The 16,891-nt window shown below is 67.3% G+C and carries 15 protein-coding genes; 7 read left to right on the forward strand and 8 right to left on the reverse strand.

Features of this window, described 5'->3' with window-relative positions; genetic code table 11:
- The first annotated feature begins 17 nt into the window (after positions 1 to 17).
- A complete protein-coding gene (locus IPV08_RS16295) occupies positions 18 to 1,646 on the forward strand; it encodes an ABC transporter ATP-binding protein (RefSeq protein ID WP_207412627.1) in 1,629 nt (542 codons plus the stop codon).
- A 14-nt stretch (positions 1,647 to 1,660) separates the two neighbouring features.
- Positions 1,661 to 2,881: a phosphopentomutase gene (locus IPV08_RS16300; protein ID WP_207412628.1), complete on the forward strand. Its 1,221-nt coding sequence runs from the start codon at positions 1,661 to 1,663 to the stop codon at positions 2,879 to 2,881.
- A 33-nt stretch (positions 2,882 to 2,914) separates the two neighbouring features.
- Here IPV08_RS16300 and IPV08_RS16305 read toward each other — a convergent pair whose 3' ends face one another.
- From IPV08_RS16305 to IPV08_RS16335, 7 genes are all read right to left on the reverse strand, one after another.
- Positions 2,915 to 3,340 carry an acyl-CoA thioesterase gene (locus IPV08_RS16305; protein ID WP_207412629.1) on the reverse strand — a complete coding sequence of 142 codons (426 nt, stop codon included), beginning with the start codon at positions 3,338 to 3,340 and terminating at the stop codon, positions 2,915 to 2,917.
- A 131-nt stretch (positions 3,341 to 3,471) separates the two neighbouring features.
- Positions 3,472 to 3,996 carry a hypothetical protein gene (locus tag IPV08_RS16310; RefSeq protein WP_207412630.1) on the reverse strand — a complete coding sequence of 175 codons (525 nt, stop codon included), beginning with the start codon at positions 3,994 to 3,996 and terminating at the stop codon, positions 3,472 to 3,474.
- A gap of 221 nt (positions 3,997 to 4,217) precedes the next feature.
- Positions 4,218 to 5,951 (reverse strand): PQQ-binding-like beta-propeller repeat protein, encoded by a 1,734-nt coding sequence (locus IPV08_RS16315; RefSeq protein WP_246747997.1) that lies wholly within the window; start codon positions 5,949 to 5,951, stop codon positions 4,218 to 4,220.
- A 77-nt stretch (positions 5,952 to 6,028) separates the two neighbouring features.
- Positions 6,029 to 6,589 carry an ankyrin repeat domain-containing protein gene (locus IPV08_RS16320; RefSeq protein WP_207412675.1) on the reverse strand — a complete coding sequence of 187 codons (561 nt, stop codon included), beginning with the start codon at positions 6,587 to 6,589 and terminating at the stop codon, positions 6,029 to 6,031.
- A gap of 29 nt (positions 6,590 to 6,618) precedes the next feature.
- Positions 6,619 to 7,677, reverse strand: coding sequence for an NAD-dependent epimerase/dehydratase family protein (locus IPV08_RS16325; RefSeq protein ID WP_207412676.1), 1,059 nt, complete (start codon positions 7,675 to 7,677; stop codon positions 6,619 to 6,621).
- Between the two features lie 128 nt (positions 7,678 to 7,805).
- A complete protein-coding gene (locus tag IPV08_RS16330) occupies positions 7,806 to 8,636 on the reverse strand; it encodes a transglutaminase family protein (protein WP_207412631.1) in 831 nt (276 codons plus the stop codon).
- A gap of 212 nt (positions 8,637 to 8,848) precedes the next feature.
- Entirely contained in the window at positions 8,849 to 9,349 is a 501-nt protein-coding gene (locus tag IPV08_RS16335; RefSeq protein ID WP_207412632.1) for a VOC family protein, read from the reverse strand.
- 77 nt (positions 9,350 to 9,426) lie between these two features.
- On the opposite strand from IPV08_RS16335, the gene uvrB reads away from it, so the two are divergent.
- The 3 genes from uvrB (at position 9,427) to IPV08_RS16350 (ending at position 13,308) form a co-directional block, all read left to right on the forward strand.
- On the forward strand, positions 9,427 to 12,114 hold the full coding sequence (gene uvrB, locus IPV08_RS16340; RefSeq protein ID WP_207412633.1) for an excinuclease ABC subunit UvrB: 2,688 nt from the start codon (positions 9,427 to 9,429) through the stop codon (positions 12,112 to 12,114).
- A 106-nt stretch (positions 12,115 to 12,220) separates the two neighbouring features.
- A complete protein-coding gene (locus IPV08_RS16345) occupies positions 12,221 to 12,520 on the forward strand; it encodes a hypothetical protein (RefSeq protein WP_056424796.1) in 300 nt (99 codons plus the stop codon).
- Positions 12,521 to 12,558: 38 nt separating this feature from the next.
- Complete coding sequence (locus IPV08_RS16350) at positions 12,559 to 13,308, forward strand: YidB family protein (protein ID WP_207412634.1); 750 nt, start codon at positions 12,559 to 12,561, stop codon at positions 13,306 to 13,308.
- Between the two features lie 7 nt (positions 13,309 to 13,315).
- Here the strand turns inward: IPV08_RS16350 and mutM are convergent, their stop codons facing one another.
- Positions 13,316 to 14,236 carry a bifunctional DNA-formamidopyrimidine glycosylase/DNA-(apurinic or apyrimidinic site) lyase gene (gene mutM, locus IPV08_RS16355; protein ID WP_207412635.1) on the reverse strand — a complete coding sequence of 307 codons (921 nt, stop codon included), beginning with the start codon at positions 14,234 to 14,236 and terminating at the stop codon, positions 13,316 to 13,318.
- Between the two features lie 144 nt (positions 14,237 to 14,380).
- Between mutM and ubiE the strand changes: the two genes are divergently transcribed.
- Together ubiE and ubiB are read left to right on the forward strand one after the other, a co-directional pair.
- A complete protein-coding gene (gene ubiE, locus IPV08_RS16360) occupies positions 14,381 to 15,154 on the forward strand; it encodes a bifunctional demethylmenaquinone methyltransferase/2-methoxy-6-polyprenyl-1,4-benzoquinol methylase UbiE (RefSeq protein WP_056258230.1) in 774 nt (257 codons plus the stop codon).
- Positions 15,155 to 15,266: 112 nt separating this feature from the next.
- The gene (gene ubiB / locus IPV08_RS16365; RefSeq protein ID WP_207412636.1) at positions 15,267 to 16,823 is read left to right on the forward strand and encodes a 2-polyprenylphenol 6-hydroxylase; all 1,557 of its coding nucleotides are present in this window, start codon (positions 15,267 to 15,269) and stop codon (positions 16,821 to 16,823) included.
- Positions 16,824 to 16,891 lie beyond the last annotated feature (68 nt).

Genomic DNA, 16,891 nt, shown 5'->3' on the forward strand with positions numbered 1-16,891 from the left:
CCGGTGCCCTTCCCTCGATGACTGACACGCTGCTCGACGTCCAAGACCTGTCGGTCGCCTTCCGCTCGCGTGAGCGTGAGACGCTGGCAGTGGATCGCGTGAGCTTCACGATCCACAGGGGCGAGACGGTGGCCCTGGTGGGCGAGTCCGGGTCGGGCAAGTCGGTGACGGCCCTGTCGATCCTGCGTCTCCTCGATGGCAGCGCCGTCCATCCCGGTGGTCGCATCCTGTTCAAGGGACGGGACATTCTGGCCTTGCCGGAGCCGGAGCTGCGCAAGATCCGTGGTGCCGACATCACCATGGTGTTCCAGGAGCCGATGACCTCGCTCAATCCTCTGCACACGATCCAGCGGCAGATCGGCGAGGTTCTGGAGATCCATCGCGGCCTGTCCGGTCGCAAGGCCCGCGCCCGCATCCTCGAATTGCTCGAACTCGTCGGCGTCCGCGACGCCGAGCGGCGCATGGGCGCCTATCCGCACGAATTGTCCGGCGGCCAGCGCCAGCGCGTCATGATCGCCATGGCGCTCGCCTGCGAGCCGGACCTTCTGGTGGCGGACGAGCCGACCACCGCCCTCGACGTCACCGTCCAGGCGCAGATCCTCACTCTCCTGGCCGACCTGCAGAAGCGCCTCGGCATGTCGATGCTGTTCATCACCCACGATCTCGGCATCGTGCAGCGCATCGCCTCGCGGGTCTGCGTGATGCTCGCCGGCCGCATCGTCGAAGCGGGGCCGGTGGACGAGATCTTCGCCGGGCCCAAAAACGAATATACCCAGCGCCTGCTCGCCTCCGAGCCGAAGGGGCGCGCCAACCCGGTGGCGGACGACGCTCCGCGCCTGTTGGAAGCCGGCCCGCTCAAGGTGTGGTTCCCGGTCCGCGAGGGGCTTCTCCGGCGCACGACCTTCCACGTGAAGGCGGTGGATGGCGTGTCCCTCGCCGTCCGCGAGGGGGAGACGATCGGGATCGTCGGGGAATCCGGATCGGGCAAGACCACTCTGGGGCTCGCCCTGCTGCGCCTCACCGGCAGCGAGGGTCCTATCGTCTTCCTCGGCCAATCCATTGCCGGGCTCGGCCCCGGACCGATGCGACCGTTCCGGCGCGACATGCAGGTGGTCTTCCAGGACCCCTACGGCTCGCTCTCGCCGCGCATGACGGTGGCCGACATCGTCGCCGAGGGCCTCGTCGTGCAGGGGGCGGTGAAGTCGCGCGCCGAGCGGCGCGCCGTGGTCGCCAAGGCACTGACCGATGTCGGTCTCGATCCGGCGACGATGGATCGCTACCCGCACGAATTTTCCGGCGGCCAGCGCCAGCGCATCGCCATCGCCCGCGCCATGGTGCTGAAACCGCGCTTCGTCGTCCTCGACGAACCGACCTCGGCCCTCGATCGGTCGGTTCAGGCTCAGATCGTCACCCTGCTCCGCGACCTGCAGAAGGAGCGCAAGCTCGCCTACCTCTTCATCAGCCATGATCTCAAGGTCGTTCGCGCGCTGGCGAACTACGTGCTGGTGATGCAGAACGGCAAGGTCGTGGAGGAAGGCCCGGCGGAGGCCATCTTCGCCCGGCCGCAGACCGAGTACACGAAGGCCCTGTTCGCTGCCGCCTTCGATCTCAACAGCGCCACCACCGAAGACGTGGTCCCGGCCTGAACACGACGAGACCCATGGCGCGCGTCTTTCTCATCGTCCTCGATTCGGTCGGCATCGGCGGAGGGCCGGACGCTGCCCGCTACGGCGACGAAGGCTCGGACACGCTCGGCCATATCGCGGAATCCTGTGCCGCCGGGGCGGGTAATCGCGCGGGCCTTCGAGCCGGCTCCCTCGCTCTGCCGAACCTGACGCGTCTCGGCCTCGGTCTCGCCGCCGAGGGGGCGAGCGGCCGCATCCCGCCCGGTCTCGAGCCATCCGGTCCGGTCGATGGGGCCTACGGCCATGCCGTCGAGACCGCGCCCGGAAAGGACACACCCTCCGGCCATTGGGAGATCGCGGGCGCCCCCGTCACCGAGGATTGGGGCTACTTTCCCGACAGAGTGCCGGCCTTCCCCACTGCCCTCATCCAAATGCTGATCGAACGGGGCGAACTCCCCGGTATCCTCGGCGATTGCCACGCCGCCGGTATCCCGATCGTCGAGCGTCTCGGGGCAGAGCACGTCCGAACGGGCAAGCCGATCTGCTACACCTCGGCCGACAGCGTCTTCCAGATCGCCGCTCACGAGGAGACGTTCGGGCTGGACCGGCTCTACGAGCTTTGTCGGATCGCCCGCGAGATCTGCGACCCCTACCGGATCGGCCGGGTCATCGCCCGCCCCTTCCTCGGCTCAGAGGAAACTGGTTTCCGGCGTACCCCGAACCGCAAGGATTTCGCCACGCAGCCGCCGGGCGAAACTCTGCTCGATCGCCTGAGCGAGCGGGGACGCCCTGTGGTCAGCGTCGGCAAGATCGGCGACATCTTCGCCCACCGCGCCACGGGCCGCGAGATCAAGGCCGCCGGCAACGTTGCCTGCCTCGATGCGGCGCTGGCCGCGTTCCGCACCCTCCCCGAGGGCGGGCTGGTCTTCCTGAACCTGGTCGATTTCGACACGGAATACGGCCACCGCCGCGATGTGCCCGGTTACGCCGCCGAGCTGGAGCGTTTCGATGCGCGTGTGCCCGAGATCCACGCGGTGCTCGAGGCGGGTGATGTCTGCATCGTCACCGCCGACCACGGCAACGACCCGACATGGTCGGGGACGGAGCATACCCGCGAGCAGGTGCCGGTCCTGGCCTTCGGTCCCGGTCTCGCCGCCCGGTCACTCGGGCGTAGGGAGACCTTCGCGGATATCGGCGCCTCCATCGCGCGTCATCTCGACGTCGGCGAATTGGGACGCGGCACGTCGTGGTGGTGAGACTTTCCCACTCGAACAGGGTGGGATCGAAACTCAGACCTCCCAGGTCTCTTCCACCTCAGGCGGGATCGGCCTCGGGCGGCGGTCGCTGCCGATGGCGACGAAGGTGAACAGGCCTTCCGTCACCTTCATCGTAATCTCGCTCTCGCGTTCGCGGCGCCAGACCTCGACCTGGATGCGGAGCGAGGTGCGGCCGACCTTCACGATCCAGGCATATATGCTGACCTCGTCGCCGACGATGACCGGGCGATGGAAGGTCATGGCATCCACGGATATCGTGGCGCAGCGGCCCCGCGCCCGGCGAGCGGCGACGTTACCCGCTGCCAGATCCATCTGTCCCATCAGCCATCCGCCGAAAATATCCCCGGCCGGATTGGTGTCCGCGGGCATCGCGATCGTGCGCACCACGGGGGAGCCGCGGTCGGTGGGCTGTCGTGGCTCGGAAACATCGGTCGACATGGGGTGGTGCGGTCTCTTGTGATCTCGGCTCTGCCAATGCAAGCGGCGCGCCGCCTGTGTCGTCCTGTCACATCCGGCCGGCCGCGAACAGGTGACCCGCTTGAAGGGTAACGGCGGTCGTCACGCCTTCCTCACAATCCGGACCGTCCCGTTCCTCCCGGCGGCGGCGAAGGCGGGCGCCTGCGCAGCATCACCGCCCCGCCCGCCAGCAGCGCGATGCAGAGCAGGGCGTAGGGCAGGCCCAACAGCAGTAGGAAGAACCCGGCACTCGCCTCGCCACCACTGGCACCACCGGAATCCCGGTCGAGAAGCCAGCCCAGGACGCCCGTGACCGCCAGCAGGACGATGCCGTTCAGCAGGATGGCGCCCCCGACGGCGAGGCAGCCCCAGCCTATGCGTCGACGCTCATCGCCCACGCGGGCAAGGAGAAGCGTCACGGCAATCACCACGCTGGCCTGAAGACCGATGGCGAGGAAGGGCAGCATGTCTACCGCCGGTCCCGGCCAGGTTATGGCGGCATCCCGCATGCCCGGGTTGGGCCGGACCATCATGCCGATGAGGGCCGTGAGGGCGGGAAAGATCACCCCGCCGATCGCCCAGCCCACGAACAGGCCGAAGACGCTACTGATGGCCCATCGCCGGGTGTTCGGGTTCATGCCGTCCCTTCCTGCCGCCGGGCAAACACGATTGGCCCCGCTATCGACGACAGCACGCTAATGGCACGCCGTCTACGCGATGATAGCGATCCTCGACCCCCTATCACGACAGTCAACCATCGTGCTGGCCAAGCTTGTGGGGGGAGCATGTCCGGCAGGGAGTCGATGACGGAGGCGCTCCTCGGCCCGTCGAGGCGGACATGCGAAGTGACGAGATACCGTCAGTCCGGCAGGGCGAACACGACGAGCGCGTCGCCGGTGCCGAAACCCGAGCCCTTGGTGAACGAGGCTCCGCCGGCCGCCACGGCCACGTATTGCCGGCCGTCCAGCGAATAGGTGATCGGCGGCCCGCCGATCCCGGCACCGCACTGGAAACGCCACAGCATCGTGCCGGTCGCTGCGTCATGGGCGTCGAGATGACCGTCTTCCTCGCCGGAGAAGACCAGACCGCCGGCTGTGGCGAGCGTGCCGCCCGAAAGGCGGCTTCCCGCCTTCACCGACCATTTGATCGCGCCGCCCTTGGCGAGGTCGATGGCCGTGAGTGTGCTGAAGGACGGCTCTCCCTTCGCCTCGCTCGTTTCGGTGAAACGGATCTGCGGCCTGCCGGCCGCGGCGGGAACAGTCCTCACCGTGTAGGTGGTCGCGCCGTGACGGACTTGGGCATAGGCCATGCTCGTCGTCGGATCGAAGGCGACCGGATGCCAGGAGATCGCCCCGAGGGGGCCGGGGCTGACGACGGTTCCGGTCTCGGTGGGCGGTGCGTAGAGGTTCTTCTGCGTAGTGAGCGGCGCGGACTTGCCGAGGAGCGCGCCGGTCGCCCGGTCGTGGACGTAGAGCCAGCCGGTCTTGCTCGCTTCGGCGACCGCCTTCACCGGACCTTGCGGCGTCGCGTAATCGAGCAGGAAGGGCGGGCTCGCGACGTCGTAGCCCCATTCGTCATGGGGGACCTGCTGGTAATACCAGCGCAGCTTTCCGGTCTTCACATCGAGTGCCACGAGGCTCATCGTGTAGAGGTTGTCGCCCGGCCGCGAGAGGCCGAAATTCTGCGGCGCGGGGTTGCCGGTGCCGACATAGATCAGGCCGAGATCGGCATCGTAGGCCGGGGTCATCCAGAGCGAGCCGCCGCCGACCTTCCAGGCCTCCCTGTGCCGGGGCGCGGCCGCCTTCTCGGCGGTGATGTCGCGATTGAGTGGCACCCCATCGGCGGTCTTTTCGACGAAGCCGCCTTCCCAGCCGTCCTCCTTGGTGACGTACCAGCGCCAGCGCTCCTCGCCGGTGGCCGCATCGTAGGCAGCGAGCCAGCCGCGTCGTCCGTAGCCGCCCTCGATCCCGACCACGGCGCCGCCGTCGAGCCCGCCTTTCTCGTCCTCCACGTGGAGGCCGTAGCCGGCCCCGGCCACGCCGACGATGACGAGCCCGTCGGCAACGAGGGGCGGCATCTTGAACCCGAGCCGGCTCGAACCCTGGATCGCGCCCGCGCCCAGCTTTCCCGCAAGTTCAGAGGCGGTCTCCGACTCGCCCTCCTCAGGGCGGACGGCCTCGTGGTCCCACAGGACCTTGCCGGTCTTGGCGTCGAGGGCGATGACCCGCCCGTCCATGGTCGCCTCGAAGACCTTGGCGCCCGAGACCGCGACACCGCGATTCGAGGGCGGGCCGAAGATCTTCTCCGTCCGGGCCTTGTGGGTGTAGGTCCAGATCACCCGCCCGGTCTTCGCCTCCAGGGCAGCGACGTGGTTCTGCGTGGTGGAGACGTACATCACGCCGTCCACCACCACCGGCTCGGCCTGGAAGTAGCCGGTGATCCCGGTCTGGAAGATCCAGGCCGGGCGCAGCTTGGCGACGTTACCCCGGTCTATGACTGTCAGCGGCGAGAAATGCCGGTTGGTATGGTCGCGGCCGAACATCGGCCATTCCTCGGCCCCCGCTCCCGAGGAGATTGTCAGGGCGCCCACCATCAGCGGAAAGACGGAGCGGCGGACCATCGCCAATGATTTGATCATCCCGTCACGCCCCATCCATCTAGCGGTCGGCTTCAGTCGACGCTCAGTCGGGCGAGCCGGATGGCCGCCTCGAGCTGGAACGGCGTGTCGGCGGCGTTCATGGAACGGGCGAGATCCGCGGCACTCTGCCCGTTGCCGTCGCGCCTGGCCGGGTCCGCACCCCGCGCCAGCAGGAGTTCCACCATCTCGGTGCGGTTGAACATCGCCGCCGTCATCAGCGCGGTGCGCGTGCCGGTTCCGGTGCCGTCGATAGTGGCGCCCTTCTCCAGCAGTAGCTCGACGATGGCCATGTCGCCCTTGAAGGCGGCGCCGGCGAGCGGCGTCTGCCCCCGGTCGTTGGAGAGCTCGGGGTCGCCACCGTTCTCGAGGATGAGGCGCGTGGTCTCGACCTGCCCGTTATAGGCGGCCAGCATCAGCAGGCTGTCGCCCTTGTCATTGAGGAGGTTCGCCGGGAGTCCCTGAGCGAATAGCTCTTCGAGCTCGTCCACATGCCCTGCCCGCGCATATTGGAAGACCCGGCCCGCGAAGGCCAGGGTCTCCGAGTCGAGTTCGGGAAGCGCAGGGTTGGGCGAAGCCGGCGTTTCGGATTGCATCGTCACTTTCTGTCTCAGTGAATGCTGTGTCAGGGAATGACTTTTTCGGTCCGCAACCGGCCGAACAGGTCGAGGAAACTGTCGTCGCTGGGCTGATAATCGAGGAAGCCGAGCCGGCGGCTGCGCGCCATGTCGGTGACCACCTCGATCGGTCGGCCAAGATCCGCATCGGTGTGCCATGCGGAGGCGAGACGGTCGAGGTCGGACTCGACCAACCCGTGGCGTTCAGCCAGATCCCTCCAGACCGGCCCGTCCTTAGCCATCTGCTCTTCGAGGGGTGTCGCCGCACCCGGATAGGGCGCCGGCTCCAGGCCGAACCATTCCGCGATGCGGCCCCACATCCACGACCAGCGGAAGACGTCGCCGTTGACCACGTTGAACGCGGTGTTCGCCGCGGCGGGATCGGTAGAGGCCCAGGCGAGATGACGGGCCAGCAGCCGCGCGTCGGTGACGTCGGTCAACCCGTTCCATTGCTGCGGTGAGCCCGGGAACAGGAACGGGCGTCCGGTCTCTCGGCAGAGGGAGGCGTAGACGGCCAGCGTCACGCCCATGTTCATGGCGTTGCCGAGGGCATAGCCGACGATGGTGTGCGGACGGTGCACGCTCCAGCCAAAACCCTGGCGCTGGGCGGCAGCGAAGACCTCATCCTCCTGTACGTAGTAGAAATTCTCCACCGGCAGGCGGTCCTGATCCTCGCGGAACGGCGTCTGCGGCAGCGTGCCCTTCCCGTAAGCTTCGAAGGGCCCGAGATAATGCTTGAGGCCGGTCACCAGGGCCACGTGGCGCAACGGAGCCGCTTGCAGCGCGTCGAGAAGGTTGCGCACCATGGCGCCATTGACGCGGCAATTCTCGGCCTCGGTCGCCTGCCGCATCCATGTGGTGATGAAGACATGCGTCGGCGCGAGGTCGGACAAGGCCGCTTGCAGGGAGGCGGGATCGGTCAGGTCCGCCGCCACCGGGGTCACGCCCTCGATATTCACGGGCCGGCGCGCCAGGCCCAGTACGTTCCAGCCCTCGGCGACGAGGTGACGGGCGAGGTTGTTGCCGACGATGCCGCTCGCACCGGCAATGAGCGCCGTGCCCTTGATCCTGTCCGACATGCTGTCTCCAATAGAGGTGCATTCCTCCTCGGCCCATCCGAAGGAGGGACCGGCCGAGGAGGGAATGTGTCTATCGGAACGCGGGAGGCCGGATGTCGATCCGGCGCGGATCCGCTTCAGGTAATGGGGGTCAGCTCGCCGGTCTCGGTGATCTCGTCGGTATGCACGTCGAAGCTGGCGAGCAGGGCCGTGCTGAAGCTCGTGGAGATCGCCACGTCGGTGGCGTCGCGGCCTCGCGCAATGAGGATGCGGCCGATGCGGCGCTTGTTGTTGCGGGCGTCGAAGGTGAACCAGCGCCCGTCGAGATAGACTTCGAGCCAGGCCGAGAAGTCGCCCGGCGGCACCACGGGCACGCCGATATCGCCGAGATAGCCGGTGCAGTAGCGGGCCGGGATGTTCATGCAGCGGCAGAAGGCGACGGCGAGATGCGTGAAATCGCGGCAGACGCCGATCTTTTGCGTGTAGGCTTCGAAAGCCGTGCGGGTGGCGTCGGCCTGCTGGTAATCGAACTTGATGTGCCGGTGCACGAAATCGTGGATCGCCTGGACCCGTGCCCAACCCTCGGGTGTGGTGCCGAAGAGACCCCAGGCGATGTTCGAGAGCTTGTCGGTCTCACAATAGCGGCTGCCGAGCAGGAACGGCATGACGTCGTCCGGGAGATCCTGCACCGGATGCTGTTTCGCCTCGGGCACGAGTTCGTCCAACTCGCCGGAATCCTCGATCGTGAAATCGGCCGACACCGTGATCCGGCCACCGGGGGCGAGGATGCGGGTGCAGACGTTGCCGAACGGATCGAGGTAGCTGTGAGCCTCCACCGGCGGCTCGATCGTCATCGTTTCCGGTGTCAGCAGATCACCCGCCCTGGATGGGTGGACGTTGAGCATCAGGGTGATCGGCGTCGGGCCGAACGTGTCGTAGCCGATCGTGTAGCCGGTCCGGATTTTCATGGGGTCGCTCGCATCGGGCAAAGGGGGGCGCGGCTCGTCTCCACCCGCCGCCGCCCTGCGCCCGAGACCGTGGGCCTCGAGCGAGCGGGTGGCGTCGAGGCGGCGACGATCTGGTGCCGCCTTGCCCGCCTCGGCCGCCCCCGTTCGAGAGCGGTATCGTCTCGTCACTGGTTAGCACACGGAAAGGTTGCCACCTAACGTTTTGGTGCTCCTCAGGTTTCATCCAGGGCGGCCCGGAGATCGGCGAGGTCGAGGCGGCGGGTGAACATGGTGAGGCCACCCTCGGCATCGCGCGGCCATTCCGCTTCCGGCCTGTCCCTGTAGAGTTCGACCCCATTCATGTCCGGGTCGCGCAGGTACAGTGCCTCGCTCACGCCGTGGTCGCTGGCCCCGTCGAGGGCGATGCCGGCCGCGTCGAGACGCTGCAGGGCATCGGCGAGGGAGGCGCGGGTCGGATAGAGGATTGCGAGGTGGAATAGGCCGGTCGTGCCGGGCGGCGGCGGGCTGCCGCCTTCGCTCTCCCAAGTGTTGAGCCCGATATGGTGGTGGTAATCCCCCGCCGCGATGAAGGCGGCCTGGGTGCCATAGTGAGCCTTCAGGGAGAAGCCGAGCACGCCGCAATAGAAGGCCAGGGCCCGGTCGAGATCGGCGACCTTGAGATGGACATGGCCGATCCGCGCCTGCGGATGGATCGGGTTCGACGTCGTCGTCATGATGGGTCTCGCTCCTGATTGGCGCGAAGCGATGGGCCGCCCTTTCCCCTTTCGTTCCGCGGGGCCATATTCCACCCATGCCTCCTGCGAACAAACCCCGCGTCTCCTCGGCGAAGGCTTCGAAGCCCGAGTTGAAACCGCTCGACGAGCACCTGGCGGCCCTGCTGAGCCCCGCGCTCAACCGTAACCGGCTGCCCGCCGTCGAGAATCCCGTACCGCCGGCTCCGCCGAAGAAGCCCGGCAGGCCCAAGAAAGCCGCATCGCCGCCCGGCGGTTTCGGTGAAGCGCCGCAGGCCGGGTTCACCCTCGGCGACGCGGCCGAGGTCGATCCACGCCTCGCCCAGGCGCTGGGGATCACGCCGCCGGAAGACGGTCCGGCACCCGAGGCGCTGGCGAACGAGGATGAAGGTTCGCTGGCCACCGACGGCGTATCCGCCACGGTGGACGCGCTGTCGCGCCTCCTCACCGAGGGCAACCCGCTGTTCCGGGACGGCAAGACCTGGGCGCCGCATCGCCCGGAGCGTCCGAAGAAATCCGAAGGCGGCCTCGCCTTCACGTTGAAATCCGAGTTCGAGCCGGCGGGCGACCAGCCGCGCGCCATCGCCGAACTGGTGGAGGGGGTGAACAAGAACGAGCGCGATCAGGTGCTGCTCGGCGTCACCGGCTCCGGCAAGACCTTCACCATGGCCAAGATCATCGAGGCGACGCAGCGCCCCGCCCTGATCCTGGCGCCGAACAAGACCCTGGCGGCGCAGCTCTACGGCGAGTTCAAGAGCTTCTTCCCCGACAACGCGGTGGAGTATTTCGTCTCCTACTACGATTACTACCAGCCCGAGGCCTACGTGCCGCGCTCCGACACGTTCATCGAGAAGGAATCCTCGATCAACGAGCAGATCGACCGGATGCGCCACTCGGCCACCCGCGCTCTGCTCGAGCGCGACGACGTCATCATCGTCGCCTCGGTCTCGTGCATCTACGGTATCGGCTCGGTGGAGACCTACACCGCCATGTCGTTCACGGTGTCGCTGAACGAGCGGATCGAGCAGCGCCAACTGGTCGCCGACCTCGTGGCGCTCCAATACAAGCGCATCCAGTCCGACTTCGCCCGCGGCACCTTCCGGGTGCGCGGCGACGTGATCGAACTCTGGCCCGCCCACTTGGAGGATCGCGGCTGGCGCATCGGCCTGTTCGGTGACGAAATCGAGTCGATCACCGAATTCGATCCGCTCACCGGCAAGAAGATCAATGACCTCAAATTCGTGAAGGTCTACGCCAACTCGCACTACGTCACGCCGCGTCCGACGCTCCAGCAGGCGATCAAGGGCATCAAGACCGAGCTGAAGCTGCGTGTCGACGAGCTGACCAAGATGGGCCGGCTCATCGAGGCGCAGCGGATCGAGCAGCGCTGCACCTTCGATATCGAGATGATCGAGGCGACGGGCGCCTGCAACGGCATCGAGAACTATTCGCGCTACCTCACCGGCCGCAAGCCCGGCGAGCCGCCGCCGACGCTGTTCGAATACCTGCCCGACAATGCCATCGTCTTCACCGACGAGAGCCACGTCACGGTTCCGCAGATCGGCGGCATGTACAAGGGTGACTTTCGCCGCAAGGCGACGCTGGCCGAATACGGTTTCCGCCTGCCCTCCTGCCTCGACAACCGCCCGCTCCGGTTCGAGGAATGGGACGCCATGCGACCGCAATCGGTCCACGTCTCGGCGACCCCGGCGAAATGGGAGATGGAGCAGACCGGCGGCGTCTTCGCCGAGCAGGTCATCCGCCCCACCGGCCTCGTCGATCCGGTCATCGAGATCCGCCCTGCCCGCTCGCAGGTCGACGATCTGCTGGGCGAAGTGCGCGAGGTGGCCCAGGCCGGCTATCGAACCCTGGTGACGACGCTCACCAAGCGCATGGCCGAGGACCTGACCGAGTATTTGCACGAGAACAGCGTCCGCGTGCGCTACATGCACTCGGACATCGACACGCTGGAACGGATCGAGATCATCCGCGACCTGCGACTCGGCGCGTTCGACGTGCTCATCGGCATCAACCTGCTGCGCGAGGGCCTCGACATCCCCGAATGCGCCCTCGTGGCGATCCTCGACGCCGACAAGGAAGGCTTCCTGCGTTCCGAGACCTCGCTGATCCAGACCATCGGCCGCGCCGCGCGCAATGCCGACGCCCGTTGCATTCTCTACGCGGACAACATCACCGGCTCGATGGAGCGGGCCATGGCGGAGACCGAGCGCCGCCGCCAGAAGCAGCTCGCCTATAACGAGGAGCACGGCATCACGCCGCAGAGCGTGAAGCGCGGAATCTCCGACATTCTCAGCAGCGTGTTCGAGGGCGACCACGTCCAGGTCGATACGGGTCTGGCCAAGAGCGCGGCCACGATCGGCCACAACTTCAAGGCCGTCATGGCCGATCTCGAGAAGCGCATGCGCACGGCCGCCGCCGATCTCGATTTCGAGGAAGCGGCGCGCCTGCGCGATGAGCTGAAGCGCCTCCAGGCGACGGAGCTTCTGCTTTCCGACGACCCTATGGCGCGCCAGGGTGACGTGGAGCGCGATGCCGGAAAGTACGGCGCGAAGCGGAGCCGTATCTCGAAGCCGAGCCTCGACAATATGGGCCCGGGCACCGACCGCGAATTACCCGTGGGTGGCGAAGCGCCGCTCTGGGCCGAGCGCCCGAAGGCGCGCTCGACCCAGGGGCTCGGCGGCCAGAAGCCGAAATACAAGGGCGGCGGCGGGCGCAAGCGCGACTGAAACCCGCACCGGCGTCGGAACCCCCGGCCTAGGCTCGGGCTTGGAGAAGCATGTGACGGCGCCCGAACCCGGGCGCCCCCGTGCCTCGAACCGACGGAGCAATCCCATGCGCAAGGAACCTCTCATCCGGGCGAGCCTGCTCCTCGCTGCCGGCATCTTCCTGGTGCAGACCGCGCCTGCCCAGGCAATCTCCGATCGCCGCGACCAACCGACGGCCGCCGACGTGCCGTCGGAAACCCGTTCCGGCGAGACATCCGGTTCGAAGCCCATCGGCGACGTGAAGCCGCCGAGCGCCATCCGCCCCACGACGGCTGTGACCGAGGATGACGGCAAGTCGTCTCGGACCAACCCGCTCGATCATCTGCCCGCGCGCGACCGCGCCGGGACCGGCGGACGCCGGGAATAGAATTCGCCGTCAAGGCTCGCTGCTCAGGAGGAACGACCATGGGATTACTCGATCAGGTCATCGGCGGTGTGCTCGGCAACGTTCTCGGCGGTGGCCGGGGCAGCGATCACCAGCAAGGCGGTGGTTCAGGTGGCGGCGCGCTCGGAGGCTCCCTGTCACCCATCGTGCAGGCTTTGCTGATGCTGCTCCTGCAGAAGGGCGGCGGCGGGTTGAGCGACATCCTCGGCGGCAGTCGGGGAGGCCAGCCGGAAATGGAGCAGGGACGGCGCGGGCCGCCTGAGCACTATGACGACGGCGACCAGGGCGGCTTCAACCAGGACCCGTACAATGAGGGCCGAGACCGTGGCGGCTATGGCGGCGGATCACGCGGATCGTCGCCGGAAGGCGATTTCAGCGACCTGTCGGGGATGCTCGACGGACCCGGCGGCGGCCAGGGCTACCAGGGCTCTCGCGATCAGGGTCATTCCTCCGGCGCGGGGCCTTACAGCCGCCTCGACCAGGAGCAGGGCGACGATCTCGGTGGGTTCGACGGGTTGATCGACCGGCTCCAGCGGGGCGGTCTCGGCGACGCCATCGGTTCCTGGATCGGGCATGGACAGAACCAGCCCGTCGAGCCGAACCGGCTCGCGGACGCCCTCGGTTCGGACACGGTGAACACGCTGCAGAGCCGCACCGGCCTCTCCCGCGACGATCTGCTGTCACAGCTTGCCCAGGCGCTACCGGGCGTCATCGACGGACTGACCCCGCAAGGACGGAAGCCGGATCCCGAGGAGCGTCGCGGCTGGTAATACCGAGTCAGGCCCGGCGAACAGCAGGTTTGCCGGGCTTCGCAGGCTGGCAGGTCGCACAATAGAACGTCGAGCGTCCCGATTGCACGATCCGCGCTATGGTGCCGCCGCAGCCTTTCGCCGTGCAGGGTTCGCCGGTGCGGTCGTAGACCCGGAACGCATGCTGGAACGAGCCCGACCCGCCATCGGTATGGGCATAGTCGCGCAGGGTGGACCCGCCGGCGGCGACGGCCTCGGTGAGCACGTCGCGGATCATCCGTGCGAGCAACCGCGCTTTCGTCGTCGGGCGCCCATCGTCTTTCGCCAGGATTCCCGCCGGCAATTCGGGATGCAGCCCGGCGCGGTGAAGCGCTTCGCAGACATAGATGTTGCCGAGACCGGCAATCAGCCGCTGATCGAGGAGAGCGGCCTTCAGCGGCGTAATCTTGTTGCGGAAGAGGAGCGCCAGGCTCTCCGGGCTCATGGCCTCGCTCAGCGGCTCGATCCCCATCGCGGCGAAATGCTTACAGCCGGCGAGGTCCAGGGTCGGCACGAGATCCATGAAGCCGAAGCGGCGCGCGTCGTTATAGGTGACGGTGGCGCCGTTCGACATCGCCATCACCACATGGTCGTGCTTGGCGTTGCCGAGTGCCCCTTCGAGATAGAAATCTCCCGGCGAGACGTTTCTCCCGTCCGGCAAGGCCACGTCGAAGCGCCCGCTCATGCCGAGATGCAGGATCAGCGTCTCTCCCGTGTCGAGACCGGCGGTGAGGTATTTCGCCCGTCGCGCCAGATCGGTCACCGTGGCGCCTTCGAGCCGCTGGGCGAAGCGCTCGGGGAAGGGAAACCGCAGGTTCGGCCGGCGCAGGGTCACGCGGGAGAATCGTGCACCCACCATGGCGGGGGAAAGCCCGCGACGGACGGTTTCGACTTCGGGCAGTTCTGGCATGGAGGGGGCGAGGCTCTGGATCGGGGGACGGCGCCGACACGGCGAGGGTCGGCATCCGCCACCGATCGTCATGCACCTGTCTAACCCGGCACATGGCGATCCTTGCCGGCTTTCGCTATGACGCTCGCGCAAGAGGATGGTGACATGAGTTCGGCCGAGCGTTCGAAGGACGAGACCAGCACGCATTTCGGGTTCGAGCAGGTTGCGCTCGACGAGAAGCAGGGGCGTGTCGACGACGTGTTCCGCTCCGTGGCGAAACGCTACGACCTGATGAACGACTTGATGTCGGGCGGGCTCCACCGCGCCTGGAAGTCGCATCTCATCTCGATGCTGCGGCCACCACGCAACCGGCCTTTCCACCATCTCGATGTGGCCGGCGGCACCGCCGACATCGCTTTCCGCTGCCTGGAGGCGGGGGGTCCCGAGACCCATGTCACAGTGCTCGACATCAACGAATCGATGCTGCGGGTCGGCGCCGAGCGGGCCGGCCACCGCTATGACGGGCGGATCGATTTCGTCACCGCGAATGCCGAGTCGCTTCCCCTGCCGAACGAGGCGTTCGACGCCTACACCATCGCGTTCGGCATTCGGAACGTGCCCCGGATCGACCTTGCCCTGGCCGAGGCGCGCCGCGTCCTGAAGCCCGGCGGGCGCTTCTTGTGCCTCGAATTCTCCAAGGTAGACCTGCCGGTCCTCGACCGGATCTACGACGCCTATTCGTTCCACGTAATTCCTCGCTTGGGCGCCAGCGTGGCCGGCGACGCGGATTCCTACCGGTATCTCGTGGAATCCATCCGCAAATTCCCGACCCCTGGTCGATTTGCCGGCATGATCGAGGAAGCCGGGTTCAAGCACGTCACCCACCGGCCCCTGTCCGGCGGGATCGTGGCGATCCATTCCGGCTGGAAGATCTCGTGACGTCAGATCGATTGTCTCAGATCGGCGCAACCTCGATACACCACCTCAGGATGAGGGTCATGGGTGGGATGAAGCGCCGTTCCGAGCTGACCATCCGCCTTGAAAGCCTCTCATGCTAGGCGCCATCGTCTATCTCATCCGTGGTGCCGGGGTCGGCTTCGTGCTGGCGCGCGAAGGCGGGCTGTCGTTCATCGACCCCACCGAGCTGCCGCCGCATCTTCGCTTCGCCCTTAAGCTCGGGCGGATGCTGGAACGGCCGGGCCTCGGCGCAGGGGCGGGGCCGCTGCAGCGCGCTCTGACACGGCTCGGCCCCTCCTACGTCAAGTTCGGCCAGTTCCTGGCGACGCGGCCCGACATCGTCGGCATGAACGCCGCCCTCGATCTCGAGAAGCTGCAGGACCGGGTTCCGCCTTTCCCACAGGAGCAGGCGATCCGCGTGGTCGAGGCCGCCTTCGGCAAGCCGGTCCGCGAACTGTTCCTGTCCTTCAGCGAGCCCGTGGCCGCCGCGTCCATCGCCCAGGTCCACAAGGCCCACATTCTCGACGCGAACGGCGTCGAGCGGGTGCTGGCTGTGAAGATCATGCGGCCGGGCGTGCGGGAGCGGTTCCAGCGCGATCTTCAGGTGATGCGGTTCATGGCCCGCGTGGTCCATGCCCTGTCGCCGAAGGCCGAGCGCCTGCGTCCGCGCGACGTGGTCGAGATCCTGGCCCGCTCCGTGATGATGGAGATGGATTTCCGGCTTGAAGCCGCGGCCATGTCCGAGCTGGCGCAAAACACCAAGGACGATGCCGATTTCCGCGTGCCGAAGCCCGAATGGGAGCTGACCGCGCGGGACGTCCTGTCGAGCGAGTGGATCGAGGGCATCCGGCTCAATGATCGCGCCGCCATCGTCGCCGCCGGCCACGACCCCAAGGCGCTCGGGCTCGCGGTCATCCAGTCCTTTCTACGGCAGGCGATCCGCGACGGCTTCTTCCACGCCGACATGCATCCCGGAAACCTATTCGTGGATGCGAGCGGCACGCTGGTGGCGGTCGATTTCGGCATCATGGGCCGGCTCGGGATCATGGAGCGGCGCTTCCTCGCGGAGATCCTGCTCGGCTTCATCCTGCGCGACTACAAGCGCGTGGCGCAGGTGCATTTCGAGGCGGGCTACGTGCCGGCCCACCATTCCGTGGAGGATTTCGCCCAGGCCATCCGCGCCATCGGCGAGCCGATCCACCAGCGACGGGCCGACGAGATCTCGATGGCCAAGGTGCTGACCCTGCTCTTCGACATTACCGCCCTGTTCGACATGAGCACGCGCACCGAACTGGTGATGCTGCAGAAGACCATGGTGGTGGTGGAGGGCGTCTCCCGCTCCCTCGACCCGCAGCTCGACATGTGGACCGGGGCGGAGCCGGTGGTCCGCTCGTGGATCGCGCGCAATCTCGGCCCCCTCGGGCGAATCGAGGGTGCGGGACGTGCGGCCCTGACATTGTCCGACGTCGTCACCGACCTGCCCGATCTCGCCCAGCGCCTGCGCCGGATTCTCGTGCGTCTCGACGAGAGCGGAACCGGCGACCGCAAGGCTCTGGAGAGCATCGCCCGCAAGGAGCGTCGCCGGGCGCTCTGGTCCACGGCGGCGCTCTGGGCCATCGCGGTAGGCGCGCTGGTGATGGCGTTCCGGTAAGGGCCGGGTGAACGGGATGGCGCGGACACCGCTGTTCGTGGCCGCCATGCCAAGTCCGTTCGCTGTGG

It is taken from the genome of Methylobacterium sp. SD274 (assembly GCF_017355285.1).
Lineage (GTDB): Bacteria > Pseudomonadota > Alphaproteobacteria > Rhizobiales > Beijerinckiaceae > Methylobacterium.